The organism is Delftia sp. UME58 (assembly GCF_014170385.1).
Classification (GTDB): domain Bacteria; phylum Pseudomonadota; class Gammaproteobacteria; order Burkholderiales; family Burkholderiaceae_C; genus Comamonas; species Comamonas acidovorans.
In genome coordinates this window covers 16,956-34,931 of record NZ_LZZV01000096.1, presented here as the reverse complement: position 1 = coordinate 34,931, position 17,976 = coordinate 16,956, and the positions used below count along the sequence as shown (strand labels likewise).

The following is a 17,976-nucleotide window of genomic DNA, read 5'->3' as shown; positions in this document are numbered from 1 at the left end:
CCGCGCCGCCACTGCATTTGTCCCCTACCCCATGTCACGCAAACCCAAAAAAGGCTACTACGTCAAAGGTCACTTCGTTGCCGAAGGCAGCGAACTCGACCTGCAGCTCAAGGCCGAACTCAAAGGCACCCCCGACTCCAGCAAGACGGATCTCAAGCGCGAGTCCGACGCCTTGCAGGACCTCGGCAAGGATTTGCTGACGCTGCGCTCCGACTTGTTCAAGCGCCTGCAATTGCCCGACCAGCTGGCCGATGCCCTGGCCGAGGCCAAGCGCATCACCAATTTCGAAGGAAAGCGCCGCCAGATGCAATTCGTCGGCAAGCTCATGCGCAAGCTGGACGAGACCGAGATCGCCGCCGTGCGCGCGGCTCTGGACGAGCAGCACAACGGCTCTGCCGCCGAGAAGATGGCCCTGCACGCCGCCGAGCAATGGCGCGACCGCCTGATCGCCGAGGAATCGGCCCTGTCCATCTGGCTGGACCATTTCCCCGACACCGACACCCAGCAGCTGCGCGCCCTGATCCGCCAGGCCCGCAAGGACATGCCGGGCGCCCATGAGGCCAATGTGCAGGAATCCACCGGCCTGGCCCAGCGCAAGGGCCGCGCCTACCGCGATCTGTTCCAACTGGTTCGCCAGCAGTTGGGCGGCACGGGCCGCGAGACTGCCGAGGACGGCGATGGCGCTGGCGAGGAAGCCGACGATGAGTGAACCCGTCCATGACGCTGTGCGCATCGGCATCGTCTCGACCAGCGACCGTGCCAGCAGCGGCGTCTATGAGGACAAGGGCCTGCCGGCCCTGCAGGACTGGCTCACCCGCGCGCTCAGGAACCCCATCGCGTTCGAGCCGCGCCTGATCCCCGACGAGCAGGCCGGCATCAGCGCCACGCTGATCGAACTGGTCGATGCAGGTTGCTCCCTGGTGCTGACCACGGGCGGCACCGGCCCCGCGCCGCGCGATGTCACGCCCGAAGCCACGCTGGCCGTGGCCGACAAGGAAATGCCGGGCTTTGGCGAGCAGATGCGCCAGATCAGCCTGGCCTTTGTGCCCACGGCCATCCTGTCGCGCCAGGTGGCGGTGATCCGTGGCAAGAGCCTGATCATCAACCTGCCGGGCCAGCCAAAGGCCATTGCCGAAACCCTGGAAGGCCTGAAGAACCCCGATGGCACGCAAAAGGTCAACGGCATCTTCGCGGCCGTGCCCTATTGCGTGGACCTGATCGGCGGGCCCTATCTGGAAACGGACGACAGCGTGTGCAAGGCGTTCCGCCCCAAGAGCGCAGTGCGCACCGCGCGACCTGCGGCCTGAGCGCGCGGACACGGCAATCGACAAGCAGCCTGCGGGCTGCTTTTTATTTTTTCAGCCCCTTGAACGAGCGCTGAATCCGGGCCCGCAATTGCCGTTTGCCGTCATCACCCAACGGCATGCCGCTTGCCAGTTCCAGTGCCGCATCGACCTGTACATGGCCATGCTCCATCAGTGCCATACTCATGGCAGCGAGAGCCTTCGCCAATGGATCCATCGATCCGGTCCGCCAGATCCGGAGCGTTGATCGGATAGATGTCCGCCTCTGCGGACATCTTGAAAACCGGCTCGGGATACGGGATGGAGCCCAGGATTGCCTGGCTTCCCACGCTGACGAATTCATACTCATTCGTCACATCCCCGCTCGCACGAATGATGTGCTCAAGATCCTCTCGGTTCATAGGCCCGCCCTGTATCTCCCAATGCAACGCCCCGCTTGAGATCCCCCACCTGCGCCAGTACCTGCTGGCGCACCTGTTCGGGCAGCACCGATGTCAGGGGCGAGGCCTGGCGCAGTTCCTGGGCCCTTCGCGTGCGGGCCAGGATGGTGCGCCAGCGGCCATTTTGCAAGACATCCTGCCACTGCCTCCACAGGCTGGCGGAATGCGAATCCCCCTGGCTCAACCACCGCTCCAACGTGTCCTGTGCCTGCTGCAGCAATGCCGGGTCTGATCGCACAAGGCGCACGGCTTCTTCATGCAATGCCAGGCTTTGCAGATCCTGCACTTCATGGCGCGCATCCTGCGCACGCACCAGAACCTGTACGACGGGCCTGGCATGGCGCGAACGGGCTGCGGCAGTTCCTGCGGGCGCGGGCTGCAGGGCGTCGCCCGCCAGCAATGCCAATTCTCCCCCTATGCCCAGTTCCGACATGACTCGCAGGTACGTGCCCATGGATGGCCCGGGATCGCCGGACTCGACTGCAGCGAGCGTGCTGCGGGATATGCCTACGCGCGAGGCCATCTCGACCGTGCCCAGCCCCTGCTCCTTGCGCAGGCGCTTGAGCCGGTCACCGAACTGTAAAAGCAGTTGGCGCTGAAGAAGGGTGGATTTTTCTGGCGTTTTCATTTGTCCATTATCTTAAGCAAAACATAAATTTTTGATTGTTTTTTTAGATAAATTAATTCGAGACCAATGCTTTCGCATCCCCAGGTCAAGGACGGGAAAAGCAGGTCCCGACGCGCGCACAAGCCACGGCCGGGAGGCGCAGCGCATGGCGATCAATCAACGGACCGGCCACGTTGCAAGGATGAGCGGCTGTACTGTCGCACCGGGGCCACCAAGCCCGTGCTTGCCCCAATGCGGCAGGCCCCTGTCCCTGCCAGCATGGAATCACCCCGGCCCCTGCGCAACAGCAGCGGGCTTTTTCCATCCAAAGCAAGGAGACTTCATGCAGCAACGCCCCAAGACATCGCTGATGACACCGCTGGCCCTGGCACTGTGCGCCGCCGCACTGGCAACGCCGGCCCTGGCGCAGCAGGACAAGGTTCGGATCGGCTTCATCACCGACATGTCCAGTCTCTATGCCGATGTCGAGGGCAAGAACGGCGCCGTGGCGATACAGATGGCCATCGACGACTACGGCGGCAAGCTGCTGGGCAAGCCCATCGAGCTGCTGACGGCCGACCACCAGAACAAGGCCGACATTGCCGCCAGCAAGGCGCGCGAGTGGATAGACACGCAGGGCATCAGCCTGGTGTTTGGCGGCACGAACTCGGCCACGGCCCTGTCCATGGCCAAGGTGGCGCAGGAGAAAAAGCGTGTCTTCATCGACAACGGCGCGGGCAGCTCGGCGCTGACCAACGAGCAGTGCAGCCCCTATACGGTGCACTACGCCTTCGACACCGTGGCCCTGGCCAAGGGCACGGGCGCGGCCGTGGTGGAGGCCGGCGGCAAGAGCTGGTACTTCGTGACGGCCGACTATGCCTTCGGCCATGCGCTGGAGGCGGACACCACCAAGATCATCGAGGCGCGCGGCGGCAAGGTGCTGGGCTCGGTCAAGACGCCGCTGAACGCCAGCGACTTCTCCAGCTTCATGCTGCAGGCGCAGAACTCCAAGGCCCAGATCCTGGGCCTGGCCAACGCGGGTGGCGACACCATCAACTCCATCAAGGCCGCGCGCGAGTTCGGCGTGACCAAGGACATGAAGCTGGCCGGCCTGCTGGTGTTCTTCACCGACGTGCACAGCCTGGGCCTGAAGAACACCCAGGGCATGCAGTTCACCACCAGCTGGTACTGGGACATGAACGATGCCTCGCGCAAGTTCGCCGATGCCTTCATGGCCAAGACCCAGCGCCGCCCCAGCGAGATCCAGGCGGCCGACTACTCGGCCACCATGAACTGGCTCAAGGCCGTGGAGAAGGCCGGCACGCTGGACGCCGACAAGGTCATGGCCACCTGGCGCGGCATGAAGATGGACGACTTCTTCGGCAGCGGCTACCTGCGCGAGGACGGCCGCTACGTGCACGACATGTACCTGATGGAAGTGAAGTCCCCCGCCGAATCCAAGGGCACCTGGGACTACTACAAGCTGGTCAAGAAGCTGCCGGCCGAGCAGGTCTGGACGACGAAGGCCGAGAGCAAGTGCCAATATTGGCGGTAAACATCGCTCCCCCTGAGCGGCTTCGCCGCTTCCCCCAGAGGGGGACGACACCCTCGGGGCGGGGCGGCCCTTCCTCGGTGTCCCTGATTTGCGGCTGGGGGGTCAACATGTCCCCGCCATAAGACAGAGTTGCGAGGTTTCAGGCGTATCCCAGGCCTGCTCTCCACTGAATCTCCATGCCTTGGTCAATGCCGGGACATCGAACCGCGCCAGACTGGTAAGTTCGAGCATCTGGCGTGGCGCTGGGCAGGGACTGTTTCCTCTGCGGCCGACCGCGCAGCAGGGGAAGAATGAAGTTCAACCGCAAATGGACGGTGGGCGCCGTGATCGGCGCCTGCCTGATCGCCGGCATCGCGCTGTGGAAAGCCAATGCCAAGCCCGCCACCAAGTACGCAACCGCCGCCGTCACGGTAGGCGATCTGGAGCAGACCGTGCTGGCCGTAGGCCGGCTGCATGCCAAGGAGCTGGTTGCCGTGGGCGCCCAGGTCTCCGGACAGGTCAAGCGCCTGCATGTGGAACTGGGCCAGCAGGTCAAGGCCGGCGACCTGATCGCCGAAGTCGATGCCCAGCCGCAGCGCATCAAGCTGCGCAATGCCGAGGCCTCGGTCACCGCGCTGCAGGCGCAGTTGGCCGCGCGGCGCGCCGCCCTCGTCCAGGCCCGGCTCACCTTCCTGCGTCAGCAGGAACTGCTGCAGGCCGACGCCACCTCGCGCGCCGACCATGAGGCCGCCAAGGCGGCGCTGGACACGGCCCAGGCCGAGGTCGGCGCCCTGCAGGCCCAGATCGAGCAGGCACGCACCCAGGTGGAGACCGAGCGCATCAACCTGGGCTACACCCGCATCGTCGCGCCCATGGACGGCGTGATCGTGGCCGTGGTCACCAAGCAGGGCCAGACACTGAACTCGTTCCAGACCACGCCCACCATCGTCATGCTGGCCAAGCTCGACGTGATGACCGTGCGTGCCGAGATTGCCGAGGCCGACGTGGACAAGATCCAGCTCGGCCAGACCGCATGGTTCACCACGCTGGGCAGCAACCGCCAAAAACACATGGCGAAGATAGAGCGCATCGAGCCCGCACCGACCTCCATCGTCAATGACGCGGGTGGCGGCGCCTCGCCCGCTGCGGCCACGCCCGCCGCCAAGGCCATCTACTACAACGCCCAGTTCGACGTACCCAACCCGGACGGCAAGCTGCGCCCCTCCATGACCGCACAGGTCACCGTGCGCGTGGCCCAGGCCGACAAGGCCGTGCTGGTGCCGGCCGCCGCACTGGGCAGCCGGGCAGAGGACGACAGCTACACCGTGCGCGTGCGCGACGGCGAAGGCAAGGTCGCCGATCGCAAGGTGCGCATCGGCCTGCGCACCAATGCCCAGGCCCAGGTGCTGTCGGGCCTGGAGGCAGGCGAGCAGGTGGTGATCGGCGAGGCGGGCCCGAACAACGCCCCTGCCGCCGACCCCATGGGAATGTGAGCATGGACCAGCCATTGCTGCAGATGCGGGGACTGCGCAGGGAGTTCCCCGCCGGTGACACCACGGTCGCCGTGCTCAAGGACATCGACCTGACCATCGAGGCCGGCGAGATGGTGGCCATCGTGGGCGCCTCGGGCTCGGGCAAGTCCACGCTGATGAACATCCTCGGCTGCCTGGACCATCCGACCTCGGGCAGCTACCGCATCGCCGGCCGCGAGACCGGCGAGCTGGGCCCCGATGCGCTGGCCGCGCTGCGGCGCGAGCATTTCGGCTTCATCTTCCAGCGCTACCACCTGCTGGCCGACCTCACGGCCCAGGGCAATGTGGAGCTGCCATCGGTCTACGCCGGCACGGCGCCCACGGACCGCCATGCGCGCTCGGCCGCCCTGCTCGAACGCCTGGGCCTGGCCGACCGCATGCAGCACCGGCCGGGCCAGCTGTCGGGCGGGCAGCAGCAGCGCGTATCCATCGCCCGCGCGCTGATGAACGGCGGCGCCGTCATCCTGGCCGACGAGCCCACGGGAGCGCTGGACAAGGCCAGCGGCGAGCAGGTCATGCGCATCCTGCAGGAGCTGCATGCCGACGGCCACACCATCATCCTGGTCACGCACGACATGGCCGTGGCGGCCCACGCCTCGCGCGTGATCGAGATCAGCGACGGCGCCATCATCGCGGACCGGCGCAGCGCCCCGCACGAAAGCAAGCCCCCGCTGGAGGCCACAGCCGCCCCGCGCGCCGCCTCCTGGCGCCAGTTCGGCGACCGCTTCGGCGAAGCGCTGCGCATGGCTCTGCGGGCCATGAACGCGCACCGCCTGCGCACCTTCCTGACCATGCTGGGCATCATCATCGGCATCTCTGCCGTGGTCTCGGTGGTGGCGCTGGGGCGCGGCGCGCAGCAGCAGGTGATGAACCAGATCAGCGAGCTGGGCACGAACACGCTGGACATCTTCCCGGGCAAGGACTTCGGCGACACGCGCGCCGCCGCCATCGAGACCCTGGTCGCCGCCGATGCCCAGGCCCTGGCCGAGCAGCCCTACGTGGACAGCGCCACGCCCAATGTGTCGGTCAGCGTCACGGCGCTGTACCGCGAGAACGCGGCCATGGCCCAGGTGACGGGCGTGGGCTTCGAGCATTTCCGGGTGAAGGGCCTGCGCCTGGCGTCAGGGCGGTTCTTCGACCAGCGCGACGTGGACCTGCACGCCCAGGTCGCGGTCATCGACCAGAAGGCCGCCACCGCGCTCTTCCCCGGCAACCCCAGCCCGCTGGGCGAGGTGGTGATGCTGGGCGAGATGCCCGTGGAGATCGTGGGCGTGCTGCGCCCCGCGCAAAACAGCTTCGGTGGCTCCACGCCCACCTTCTTCGTGCCCTACACGGCGGCCGCCACGCGCCTGGTCGGCAAGTACCACCTGGACAGCATCACGCTGCGCATCAAGGACGAGGTGCCGGCCGAGATCGCACTGAAGGCGGCCACCAGCCTGCTCACGGAACGCCACGGCACCAAGGACTTCTTCGTCTGGAACTCCGACCAGATCCGCCAGGCCATCACGCGCACCAGCACCACGCTGACGCTGCTGGTCTCGGCCATCGCCATGATCGCGCTGCTGGTGGGCGGCATCGGCGTGATGAACATCATGCTGGTGTCGGTGACCGAGCGCACGCGCGAGATCGGCGTGCGCATGGCCATCGGCGCGCGCCAGTCGGACATCCTTCAGCAGTTCCTGATCGAGGCCGTGCTGGTCTGCATCGTGGGCGGCATCCTGGGTGTCTCTCTGGCGCTGGGCCTGGGCCTGGCAGTGAGCCTGTCGGGCTCCAGCTTCCAGCTGTCGTTCTCGGCCGCCTCCATCGTGCTGGCCGTCGCCTGTTCCTCGCTCATAGGCATCACCTTCGGCTTCCTGCCCGCGCGCAGCGCGGCGCGCCTGGACCCCGTCCAGGCCCTCTCCAGAGATTGACATGCATATGCTCAAGACCAGCGCGCTGGCATGCGCCGTGGCCCTTGCGGGCTGCGGCGCCATCACGCGCACCCCCTACGAAGCGCCACAGGTGGCGCTGCCCGCGCAGTTCGAACATGCGCAGGCATCGTCCCCGGCAGCCACGCCCACGCCCACGCCCATGACCGATGCGTGGTGGCGCGGCTTCGGCGATCCACGGCTCGATGCCTGGATTGACCTGGCGCTGGCGCGCAACCCAGACATGGCCACGGCCGGCATCCGCGTGCGGCGTGCCGCGTTGCAGGCGCAACTGGCAGGCCATGCGCTGCTGCCCCAGCCCAGCGGCAGCGTAGGCACGGGCGCCAGCCGCCCGCTGTCGGGCAGCCAGCGCAGCACCCTGGAGAACGCCAGCGCCACACTGGGCGTGGCCTGGGAGCTGGACCTGTTCAACCGGCTGGGCGCGCAGCGCGATGCCGCCGTCTTCGAAGCACAGGCCAGCGTGCAGGACAAGGATGCCGTGGCGCTGTCGCTGACCACCACCACGGCCAGCCTGTACTGGCAGCTGGCGCTGGCCAACGAGCGCCTGGACATGTCACGCCAAAGCCTGGAGTACGTGCGCCGCACGATCGACCTGGTGCAGGCCCAGTACCGCAGCGGCGCAGTGTCCGGCCTGGAGCTGCGCGAGGCCCGGCAGGCCCTGGCCGAGCAGCAGGCCCTGCTGAGCCAATACACCCAGGCCCGCGCCGAACTGCGCCAGGCATTGGCCGAATTGCTGCAGGGCGCCGAGCCGCCCGGTGGCGAGCCCCAGGCGCTGCCCGTGGCCGACCTGCCCGCCGTGCAGCCAGGCCTGCCCGCCGACCTGCTGGGGCGCCGCCCCGACCTGCGCGCCGCCGAACTGCGGCTGCGCGGCGCCCTGGCCGGCAGCGATGCCACGGCCGCCAGCTACTACCCCCGGCTATCGCTCACCGGCAGCCTGGGCACCTCCAGCAGCACCCTGCTCGATGTGCTGGCCAATCCCGTGGCGGCCCTGGGCGCCAACCTGGCCCTGCCGTTTCTCAATGTGCGCGAGATGCGGCTGAACACCGCCATCGCACGCAGCCAGTACGAGGAGGCGGTAGTCAACTTCCGCAAAACGCTGTACGCCGCGTTGGCCGAAACGGAAAAATCCCTGTCCGCCCGCACCGAACTGGCCCGCCAGGAAGAGGCCCAGCAGCGCGCCACGCAGGAATCCGTGGAAATCACGCGGCTGTACGAGGCGCGCTACCGCGCCGGCCAGGTGCCGCTGCGCACCTGGCTGGACGCCCAGGAGCGCCGCCGCGCAGCGCAGCTGGCCCTGTCCGCGCTGCACCTGGCACGCCTGCAGAACCAGCTCACGCTGCACAAGGCCCTAGGCGGCGGGTGGCCGGCTTCCTGAAGCCACCACCCAGGGTCCGCCAGAGTCAGAACGAATGCGCCATGCCCACGTAGAAGCCGGTCTGGCTGCCGCCTGGCGCCGGGTTGTTGTTGGTGGTCTGCACCGAGAAGTTCGCATTGCCGCCATTGCGCACATTGCCCACGCTGGCGTACAGCAGCGTGCGCCTGGACAGCGCGTAGTCGGCGCCCGCCATGAGCAGGTTGGCGCTGCCGCCGCCCTTGTTGACCGTGGTGCGGTAGCCCGCCCCGATCAGCGTCAGCGGGCCTGACACCTTGTAGCGCGCGCCCACCCAGTACTGCCGCGCCTTGTCGGGCATGCCGGCCGCGCTGTCGGGCGCGGACAGCTGCTCATAGCCCGCGAACAGCTTGAGCGCGGACAGCGTCACCGTGCCGCCCAGCGTCAGGTTGCGGGAGGTGGTGTAGAGATCGCTGAAGCGGCCATTGGCATCGCGGGCCACATCGTAGATGGCGCGCAACTCGAACGTGGGCGCGGTATAGGAAACCGACAGCGCATCCTTGCGCAGCCGCGATGCGCCCTGCGGCTGCTCGCCCAGGCCGGTCAGCGCGAGCACGCGCAGGCCGCCCCAGCTGGGCGTCTCGTACGAGATCATGTTGTCATGCCCGCCCCAGTTGCGCCCCCGCACCAGCGTGGCCGAGCCGATGAACTGCTGGCCCGTGGGGTCCAGCACCCAGTGCGCATCCGAGATCGACAGGTCCTTGCCCAGCTTCAGCGTGCCCCAGCCGCTGCGCAGGCCCACGAAGCTGCGGCGGTTGAAGAAACCTGCGCCGTTGAAACTGGCATCGTCGATGCTGAAGCCCGACTCCAGCGTGAACAGCGCATGCAGCCCGCCGCCCAGGTCCTCCTCCCCCTTGAAACCCAGCATGCTCGTGCCCCACTGGTTGCCAACCGCCCGCCACAGATTGCCAGAGCCCCCCGTGGCCGGGTCGTACACATTGTTCTGGTAGTCCACCCCCGCGACCACACGCCCATAGAGCGTGACCGAACTCTGGGCCTGGGCAGCCAGGGCCGTGCCTAGCACCAGCGCGGCCAGGCCCGCGCTGCGGATCATGCGTTTACTCATCTCCCTCTCCTCCTTGACATTGCCGATTGGCGAAAATCCCCGTGGCCGCAGCACGGCCGCCATGGGGAAACAGCTTGAAACCGGTCACCAGCCCTTGTTCTTGTGCTTCTTGTTCTTGCGGGCGCATGCAGTCCCGTGGTTGCGATGCCCTGCAGGCTGCTTTCATGAATTCTCCGCAGGGATGGCGCCAGGCCTGAACGATTGATGCGCAGACCTATGCATTTGCGGCGCGGGCACCCCGGTGTTTTCCCCTGGAAGGGGGCGGAGCGACGTTCGGGGATGGGGCATGGCCGCCGGATGCTCAGTCCGCCGCAGCATCTGCCAGCAGGAAGATGCAGGCCATGGGAGTCCACTTGTCGCCGGGCGGTGTCCAGGGCGTGGGCGCCTGGAAGGTCCACATCAGCGCCTCCCATTTGCGCAGCTTCGGGTCGATGGCAGCGGCCAGGGACATGGCCCGGAGGTCATGCACCGCGTCATCGGTTTCCATCACCATCACCATGCGCGTGCCAAGGCGGTGGGTTTCCATGCCGGTGACGCCATGGCTGCGCAGATGCGCCGCCACCTCAGGCCATGTCCGGCGGTGCAGGGTTTCATACCGGGCCATCAGCGCCGGGGCATCCCTGAGATCGAGTTTGGACGAGATGTTGACGATGGCGCCACGGCTGGCCTGGAGGTGCGGCAGGCAAGGGTGGGCCATGACGAAGTAGTGCACCAGGTTGGCCTGCCGCGAGCGCACGAAGGCGTCGCCCCCTGCGTCCAGGCCCAAGCCTTCATTGATGCCCGCGTTTTTCACCACGCCGTCGATGTGGCCGCAGTACGCCGCAGCGCGGGCCACCATCTCCCCGCATGCCCGTTCATCGACCAGGGCGAGGCGGAAGTGGCGTGCGCGGGGCTGCAGCGCCATGAGCTGCGCCTCGAACCGCGCGGACATGGTGTCCTTGCCGCAGATCAGCGGAACCGCACTTTCACCGGCCAGCCGCAGCGAGATGGCCGTCCCGATGCCGCTGGCACCGTCCGTGACGATGAAGGTCCTGTCTTTCAGGTTCAGGTCCATGCTGTCTCCCATGTGGTTTCAGGTCATGCCTTGCGGCTGCAGGCCGTAGCAGCGCGCGGCGGCGCCACCCCACAGCGCCTAGCGCTCGGACACCGACAGCCGCGAGGACGCCCAACCGTTTATCAACTCAAAGACCGTGACCTGCAGGCTGACGGCCCCAAAACCCTTGCCGCATACCTGCTGCAGTTCCAGCGTCACGGGCATATCGTCTGCGCGCCCGTCTGCCGGGATGCCTGGGCTGCCTGGGCTGCGCACGGTGCACCGCCCAGGCCGTCCCGCTCGCCGGTCATGGCCTCGATCAGCGCCTGCCGGGACGGCTGCGCTACCGGCGCCACCACTGGAGCCAGCGCGGCTACAGCGGACATGAGCCGACAAACCATTGAGGAACATCTGGCCAACGCAGAGGACGTCGATCGCTACCGCGCGCCGGCACTGGACAAGGGGCGGGACATCCTGGAGCTGCTGGCCGAGCACCCCGATGGAATGACGCGGGCCGAGATCGTCAAGGAACTGGGCCGGGGCACCAGCGAGATCTACCGCATGCTCGAGCGGCTGGTGGCCCGGCAATATGTGATGCGCTCGGCCGGCGGCGACCGCCATGCGCTCAGTCTCAAGATGTTCGCGCTGGCGCACCGCCACCCGCCGGTCAACCGCACGGGGCAGCTATCACCCAACAGGCAAATGCACGCTGAAGGATGAGGGGGCGCTAAGCGAGACTTGCCGGGCGCATGGACGGCCAGGGACGCATGGGCCGCGACTGCTCCCCCAGCTGGTAGACAACCCCATTCCATCTTTTGCGCAGCCTTGTTATTGGTTAAAGAACAATAGCGTCATCACACTGTGAAGCCACGCATGACCGAACGCAAGGGTTGCAGTTCAGGCGTTGATTATTCTTATGGAAATCGTATAATCAATTACCACTCCACAAATCAAAGCGATGCTCGATTTCAATCAAATTTTTAATTGCCAATTGAATGCAACTCCTTTCCGTTGGGCGGAAATATCTGACCTGTATTCCTCACAGGATTGTGCTTCGCTTGCTCAGACTTATCCATTCGATCACTTCCGGACCATAGAAGCCTATGGGGGAGAAAAGGACTATCGATACGATGCCCGCTCCTTGGTTCCCATGGGCGAAAATTGCATATCTCGCCCAGACTATCTAAGTCCTAGCTGGCTAAGGTTTGCACAAGACTTGATTTCCGAAAATTACCGCAATGCCATGTCATCCCTCACAGGCATCGATTTGTCCGATTTTCCCATGGAGGCGAATCTTTACCACTATGGATCCGGGGCACTTCTCGGGCCACATCGTGATCTTCCAGAGAAAAAGGTTACGCATGTTTTCTATTTCAATGAGCACTGGCTTCCAGCAGACGGTGGTTGCCTTGCAATATTGAACTCATCAGATGCAAAGGACGTCGCAGCCCTTATCAACCCCATTGTCGGGAACTCGGTAGCCTTCGTGCGTTCAGAGGATTCCTGGCATGAGGTGACCCAGGTCTCTGCACGGGTACGTGAATCGCGTCGCAGTGTGACAGTGACTTTCTATCAGCCGGGGTCCATCAGCTCAATGTGGCCACCCGGTTCTGAATTGGAATTGCACGACTATGTTGCAAGCTGAAGCAGCTTGCACCAACCAGTACAAGCGCTGTTTTCATATTGATAAGCATTTCTTCGGCCTGTCTCGAAACTAGAAGCATATGCCCAAAATAGCATTCGGAGACATCGCCAAGCTAATTATTCCATGGCAGCACAGGCATTTGATACAGGCCATTGTCATGCGCGAAATAGATTCGCGCTATAGAAACTCGGTCATGGGTTGGCTATGGTCAATCATCAGCCCATTTTTTACGCTGATGGTTTATACCCTGGTATTCAAGAATGTATTCTCAGTCAAATGGCTCGGAGGTAACGGCTCATCTTTTGAGTTTGCAATTCTCATATTCATTGGAATGACGGTTTTTGGGCTATTCTCAGAATGTGTCACCCGTGCGCCGGCATTAATCACATCCACACCAAACTATGTGAAGAAAATAGTCTTTCCTCTTGAGATCTTGCCATGGACAAGCCTGGGAGTAGCGGTATTTCACATGGGTATCAGCCTGCTGGTCTTGCTTGCTTTCTACAGCCTGGTGATAGGGCTGCCTCATTGGACTGTCATTCTCTACCCCGTGATATTGCTGCCGCTTATACTCATGACGGCGGGACTTTCATGGATCTTCAGTGCCATCGGCGTTTATTTTAGGGATGCGGGGCACATCATTGGTGCGCTACTATTGCCGTTGATGTTTTTGACTCCCATTTTCTATCCGACAAGCACTTTGCCTGCTGAGCTTAAAGGCCTGATCGAACTCAATCCATTGGCTCAAGTCATCGAGAATGCACGAATGGTGCTCTATTGGGGGAAGATGCCGGCTGCGATGCCCTTGCTTGCATCAACTCTTGCGTCCGGTCTTTTCGCTTTTCTGGGACTCTGCTTCTTCCAGAAAAGCCGTGAGGGGTTTGCCGATGTCCTTTGATTTCTCCATCGAGGTTGAAGCGCTGAGCAAATGCTATCGGGTCTATGACAGCCCGCAGGACCGGTTCATACAGATGCTTCCCTTTGGGAGACGTCGACGATTTCGCGAGTTTTGGGCACTGAAGGATATCTCCTTTCGCGTTGCCAAAGGCGACGCCGTCGGAATCATTGGCAGGAATGGGAGCGGCAAATCCACTCTATTGCAACTGATTTGCCGCACACTCAATGCCAGCACTGGAAATATCGTGACCAGAGGCAAGATCGCAGCCTTACTGGAATTGGGCTCAGGCTTCAACCCCGAATTCACAGGCCGTGAAAATGTCTACCTTAATGGCGCATTACTCGGGATGGACAAATCGGCAATGGATGCCCGCTTTGATGAAATTGCTGATTTTGCAAATATCGGTGATTTCATGGATCAGCCCACCAAAACCTATTCAAGCGGAATGCTTGTTCGGCTGGCGTTTTCCGTGTCTGTATGTATCGACCCGGATATTCTGATCATTGATGAAGCATTGGCGGTGGGAGATGCCTCATTTCAGTTCAAATGTCTCGGGCGGCTGGAGGCACTGGCACAAAAAGGGACAACACTGCTTTTTGTATCTCACGACATGAGCATGGTGAAAAGATTTTGCAACAAGGCCATTTACCTCAGTGAAGGAAGGTTGAAATCAACAGGCTCCCCTGAAGAGATGGCGGAGATGTACTTGCTGGACATGCGCGATGAGCAACGCCAATGGGCAAGCGGCGGCGCCACTCCCGTGGCATTGAAAACCCCGGTGAACGGTGCCCGCATCGCCTTTGGTACTACAGAAGGTGAAATCGTCTCCGCACACTTCAACAATACAGGCAGCCACTACTCATCATTCGTATTTGGCGAGACCATCGACATCAGAATCAATTGTCGATTTCATAAATCCGTCCATTTGCCCAATATCAGCCTCACCGTACAAGAGGCAAGACTTCTTGTGGTGGGTGGAAAAAACTTTCAGATCTCTCCCCGCATGAAGAGCAGTGATTGGCTTGAAGCAAGCCTCACCTTCCGTTTCCCGGCCAGGCTGGCACCTGGCCGGTATCACATCACCATCAAATTGATGAATGGACATACTGAAGAGACATCTCTGCTGATCGACAAACAAGTGGGGCTATTGAGCTTTGACACGGTCACCGGGCGCAATACTCCATTTCTCGGAATCGTAGATCTGGGGATTGAGCTGGATACATCGGCGCCCAACAACCAGAAATCAACCTGATAGATCAGGGAGCCCTCATGACACCGACAGCGAAATCCGATTCAAGAAAACTGTTCGAGATCAACGCATCCTCTATCTGAAACAGCATTTCAAGCAATGCCATTGAACGCGGGTTGCTTTCCACAAAATTTCCAGCAATTCCGTGCAAGGCAAATTGCAATATATTCCCACCACAGGGATTGAATGCACATTCAACAAAGTTCTCGGACAGTACTTTTCGTATATCCTGTGACCTGATGGCCTCGGACGGGTCAACCCTTGCCACTTCAATCGGATCGGGCAGTTGGACTGCATGCTGCACCTTTCCAAAATGTTCCACTTGAAAAGACCGACGATACGCAGGTGGCAGCAATTGAAACGCGCTGGAGATGACGGTACGCTGGAATTCGTTGAACGCAAACTGATTTGCTCCTACGTATTCATTGAAAAACACCCATCCCCCAGGCTTCAATGCCGCACGAACGGATTGGCAAACCAATTCCAGATGCTTTATGTGGTGCAGAGATCCATTGAACCAGACAGCATCGTAGATTCCGCTTCCCAGCGGGACGCTTTGAACATCCCTGACAAAATAGTTGATATTGTCTGCCCCCATTGAACGAGCCTCGGCTCTGGCAATATCGATGGCGCCAGAGGCAATATCAATGGCATCAAATTCTCCAAAAGCGTTCAATCGGAAAAGTTCGCGTTCCAGAGAGCCACTTCCGCAACCAATGCTCAACATTTTTGCGGAGGACCGAGGGCGATCAAAAAATTCCTCCATGCAATAGGTTCCCCACCATTCATGCCGGGTACCAGCACAGGCCTTTCTCTGAAAACGCCGCTGTACGGCCGGAATGGCAAGCCAGTACAGTTGCGGAGAAAACGCATCGGAGGTCGCCACATTCTTGGACCAGTGCGCCGCGGTAATTTCTTCGTCAGAAATCATGTGAGCCTTTCGGGGTTGCGATTATTGGTATGGGGCGTCCATGCACCCCACTTTTTCTCGAAATACGCCTGGTTGCGATCCCAGATCGCCTGATACTCACCTGAGTCAATCAGCTTCTTGAACGAAGCCTGTCCATAGTGATGAACAAAGGAGTCTTCCGCACACACAGTTCGATACCCGGCCGACTGTATTCGGCGGCAGTAGTCGTCATCTTCAAACATGCCAATGCCGAATGCTTCATCAAGCTCCCCGATTTCATCGAACACCTCACGACGCATTGCGACGCAAAACATGGCCAATACGGAAATTTCAAAGTGACGCCCCTCGTTTGCAATCGTATAGCGAGCGGCAAACTCGTGCATTTGCTCTATATTGACGTAATCAACGGCGATCTTCGCCTCATTTCCCACGGAGTTGGTTACCGGCCCCACCAGACCTATGTCACTTTTCTGCAAATGCCGAAGCATGGATTCCAGCCAATCGTTGGTGACCACGGTATCGTTGTTGAGGAGTACGACATACTTCCCCTCGGCCTGCGCAATGCCTTGGTTGTTGGCCGCAGCGAAGCCGCGGTTTTGATCGTTGATGATCAATTTCAACTTCAAGCCCGGGAATTGACGCTGCATGCTGCGTAGCATGTCACGAGTGTCATCCTGGGAAGCATTGTCCACGATGATCACTTCGTAGTTGGGATACATCGTACGGGCCACAATGCTCTCAATACACTGTCGCGTCAGATCGGCGTTGTTGTAGCTGACAACGACGATGGAACATTTTTCATACAAGGTTTGCAGCGCCTGTTCCATTGAAAGATAGCGGTGGTGCCAGTCATTGTTTTTGGCCAGCTGAATTCTGCGCTGGGTCAGATCTGGATCATTCTCCTTCAGCGCAACCTCGACCTTGTTCAGGAAATCTGCATATTCCCTGGCGAAGTATACGTAGTCTCCATATATTGCCATCTCCTCCAGAGGAACACTGACAACGGGCTTGCCCACGCTTATGTATTCATAGAATTTCACAGGATCCACCGCATGGGTGACCTTGTTCAATTTGAATGGAATCAGGCAGACATCAAAGCCATGCAGATAGCGCGGCATGTATTCATAGGCCTTCTTCCCCAGCAAGTGCACATTGGGTAACCGATCTATTCCAGCCAGATCCTTGACGAAGCAATCGCCGACAAGTACAAAGTTCCATTTCGGGCGGCGTGTCGCCAAGTAATGTACGAGTTGGAAATCAACCCAGGGAGCCAGTGCACCGTAGAATCCGATGACTGGTTTTTCCAAGTGTGCCAGAAGCTCATTCTTCACACAGTTGGATGAGAAAAATTCAAACTCTACCCCGTTTCTGACCAGGATGCACTTCTTGCTGGCGGCCTGCCACTTCTTCTCAAGCAAGGAAGCGGTGACAGTCACCAGGTCAGATTTTTCTATCAGGATTTCTTCCTCCTGGAGAAGTTGCTGGCCTATATCTGGAAAATCCGCCCACTCATCCATGCAATCGTATTGGAGGCGCCAGGCTCGCTTCTTCTGGAGCTCGACCGCCAATGCGGTCCAGTAAGACAAGTGAACAACAATCAGCGCCTCTCTGATTTTTGCGTCCACCATCAACCGTGCCAATGACCTGTTGGCGGCACTCAGATTTTCCTGAGACATCCTGTGCGCATAGAATTCTTCAGAATCATGAAACTCAAGCCCTATTTCATAGATGTTGTATGCCACTTGCTTCATGACATACGGCTCACCTTGTGCCGGCATGATGGAGCGTGCAATATAGAAAATGCGATGTCCCTTGGCCGCAAATTGAGACATGATATGCTGCGGCCGCTGGTAACGGGCAGACCACTCGATATTGGCCAAACAGACAACGTCCATTTTCCCGTTGCTGACCCCAGGGAACAATGCCTGCTCATCTCCTTGCAGAGATTGAAGGGTGTGCAGCTGGCTTGACAGCTGGCTCTTGAGTGACTCCGAGTGCAAAAGAGCCTTTACCCGACTGGGTAGCAGCATGTTCCCCAGGTTTCGAGCCAATCGGGAGCGTTCTGCAATCAGATACAAGCCATCGATCATCAGGTATCGGAAGCTTTTCCTTCGCCGCTCAAGAGTCAACTTTAATGCAGCAACTTCGCTCCTGAGCCATGAAATTCCCAAATCACGCGACGCAATGACATCTTTGCTATTTTTCAGCTCCCGCTCCAGCTCATCAATGGTCTGTCGCAAGGCAAGGATTTCCCCCCGCGAAATTCCAGATTGCGTCCCCATGTCGGACTGATCATCCTTCCCGTCTGGCATACTGGCAGTGGATGAATATAGCAATTGCTTTTCAGTATTATTTTTCATGGAAATTGATAGGATGGATCAGGTCGAATGGCTGGTTGATGTGACCTCGGACGCTTTTTCAACGAATCATCAGCAGGCCT

Annotated in this window: 16 protein-coding genes and 2 pseudogenes; 10 read left to right on the top strand and 8 right to left on the bottom strand. The window is 61.0% G+C overall.

Annotation, left to right across the window (positions count from 1 at the left end; genetic code table 11):
* The first annotated feature begins 31 nt into the window (after window positions 1–31).
* Window positions 32–709, top strand: a complete 678-nt coding sequence (yjgA, locus tag A9976_RS23235; RefSeq protein ID WP_123692395.1) for a ribosome biogenesis factor YjgA — start codon at window positions 32–34, stop codon at window positions 707–709.
* Window positions 702–1,307 carry a molybdopterin adenylyltransferase gene (gene mog / locus A9976_RS23230; protein WP_183020953.1) on the top strand — a complete coding sequence of 202 codons (606 nt, stop codon included), beginning with the start codon at window positions 702–704 and terminating at the stop codon, window positions 1,305–1,307. The genes yjgA and mog overlap by 8 nt, the downstream gene beginning before the upstream one ends.
* A 43-nt stretch (window positions 1,308–1,350) precedes the next feature.
* On the opposite strand, the gene A9976_RS23225 is transcribed toward mog, so the two are convergent.
* On the bottom strand, window positions 1,351–1,491 hold the full coding sequence (locus A9976_RS23225) for a hypothetical protein (RefSeq protein WP_183020952.1): 141 nt from the start codon (window positions 1,489–1,491) through the stop codon (window positions 1,351–1,353).
* A 194-nt stretch (window positions 1,492–1,685) separates the two neighbouring features.
* On the bottom strand, window positions 1,686–2,372 hold the full coding sequence (locus A9976_RS23220; protein ID WP_047325806.1) for a helix-turn-helix transcriptional regulator: 687 nt from the start codon (window positions 2,370–2,372) through the stop codon (window positions 1,686–1,688).
* A 322-nt stretch (window positions 2,373–2,694) separates the two neighbouring features.
* Between A9976_RS23220 and A9976_RS23215 the strand changes: the two genes are divergently transcribed.
* The 4 genes from A9976_RS23215 (at window position 2,695) to A9976_RS23200 (ending at window position 8,720) form a co-directional block, all read left to right on the top strand.
* On the top strand, window positions 2,695–3,906 hold the full coding sequence (locus tag A9976_RS23215; protein WP_012204238.1) for an ABC transporter substrate-binding protein: 1,212 nt from the start codon (window positions 2,695–2,697) through the stop codon (window positions 3,904–3,906).
* A gap of 290 nt (window positions 3,907–4,196) precedes the next feature.
* Window positions 4,197–5,378, top strand: coding sequence for an efflux RND transporter periplasmic adaptor subunit (locus A9976_RS23210; RefSeq protein ID WP_183020951.1), 1,182 nt, complete (start codon window positions 4,197–4,199; stop codon window positions 5,376–5,378).
* Between the two features lie 2 nt (window positions 5,379–5,380).
* On the top strand, window positions 5,381–7,327 hold the full coding sequence (locus A9976_RS23205) for a MacB family efflux pump subunit (protein ID WP_183020950.1): 1,947 nt from the start codon (window positions 5,381–5,383) through the stop codon (window positions 7,325–7,327).
* Between the two features lies 1 nt (window position 7,328).
* Entirely contained in the window at window positions 7,329–8,720 is a 1,392-nt protein-coding gene (locus tag A9976_RS23200) for an efflux transporter outer membrane subunit (protein ID WP_183020949.1), read from the top strand.
* A gap of 25 nt (window positions 8,721–8,745) precedes the next feature.
* On the opposite strand, the gene A9976_RS23195 is transcribed toward A9976_RS23200, so the two are convergent.
* The 4 genes and pseudogenes from A9976_RS23195 to A9976_RS23180 all read right to left on the bottom strand — a co-directional run bounded on the left by A9976_RS23195 (window position 8,746) and on the right by A9976_RS23180 (window position 11,220).
* Window positions 8,746–9,801 carry a porin gene (locus tag A9976_RS23195; protein WP_183020948.1) on the bottom strand — a complete coding sequence of 352 codons (1,056 nt, stop codon included), beginning with the start codon at window positions 9,799–9,801 and terminating at the stop codon, window positions 8,746–8,748.
* Between the two features lie 301 nt (window positions 9,802–10,102).
* Complete coding sequence (locus A9976_RS31470) at window positions 10,103–10,444, bottom strand: L-rhamnose mutarotase (protein ID WP_409049555.1); 342 nt, start codon at window positions 10,442–10,444, stop codon at window positions 10,103–10,105.
* A pseudogene (locus A9976_RS23190) lies at window positions 10,439–10,855 on the bottom strand (SDR family NAD(P)-dependent oxidoreductase); the annotation flags it as partial. The gene A9976_RS31470 and the pseudogene A9976_RS23190, both read right to left, overlap by 6 nt.
* A 194-nt stretch (window positions 10,856–11,049) precedes the next feature.
* Entirely contained in the window at window positions 11,050–11,220 is a 171-nt protein-coding gene (locus A9976_RS23180; RefSeq protein WP_183020947.1) for a hypothetical protein, read from the bottom strand.
* Here A9976_RS23180 and A9976_RS23175 point away from each other — a divergent pair.
* From A9976_RS23175 to A9976_RS23160, 4 genes and pseudogenes are all read left to right on the top strand, one after another.
* Window positions 11,219–11,509, top strand: a pseudogene (locus tag A9976_RS23175) (helix-turn-helix domain-containing protein); the annotation flags it as partial. The gene A9976_RS23180 and the pseudogene A9976_RS23175 sit on opposite strands and share 2 nt — an antisense overlap.
* A gap of 283 nt (window positions 11,510–11,792) precedes the next feature.
* Complete coding sequence (locus A9976_RS23170; protein ID WP_183020946.1) at window positions 11,793–12,479, top strand: 2OG-Fe(II) oxygenase; 687 nt, start codon at window positions 11,793–11,795, stop codon at window positions 12,477–12,479.
* Window positions 12,480–12,558: 79 nt separating this feature from the next.
* A complete protein-coding gene (locus tag A9976_RS23165; RefSeq protein WP_183020945.1) occupies window positions 12,559–13,377 on the top strand; it encodes an ABC transporter permease in 819 nt (272 codons plus the stop codon).
* Window positions 13,367–14,629 (top strand): ABC transporter ATP-binding protein, encoded by a 1,263-nt coding sequence (locus A9976_RS23160; protein WP_183020944.1) that lies wholly within the window; start codon window positions 13,367–13,369, stop codon window positions 14,627–14,629. Before A9976_RS23165 ends, A9976_RS23160 begins: the two co-directional genes overlap by 11 nt.
* A gap of 4 nt (window positions 14,630–14,633) precedes the next feature.
* Here A9976_RS23160 and A9976_RS23155 read toward each other — a convergent pair whose 3' ends face one another.
* Together A9976_RS23155 and A9976_RS23150 are read right to left on the bottom strand one after the other, a co-directional pair.
* Complete coding sequence (locus A9976_RS23155) at window positions 14,634–15,557, bottom strand: bifunctional 2-polyprenyl-6-hydroxyphenol methylase/3-demethylubiquinol 3-O-methyltransferase UbiG (protein ID WP_197957014.1); 924 nt, start codon at window positions 15,555–15,557, stop codon at window positions 14,634–14,636.
* Window positions 15,554–17,896 (bottom strand): glycosyltransferase, encoded by a 2,343-nt coding sequence (locus A9976_RS23150; RefSeq protein ID WP_183020943.1) that lies wholly within the window; start codon window positions 17,894–17,896, stop codon window positions 15,554–15,556. Before A9976_RS23150 ends, A9976_RS23155 begins: the two co-directional genes overlap by 4 nt.
* Window positions 17,897–17,976: the final 80 nt, after the last annotated feature.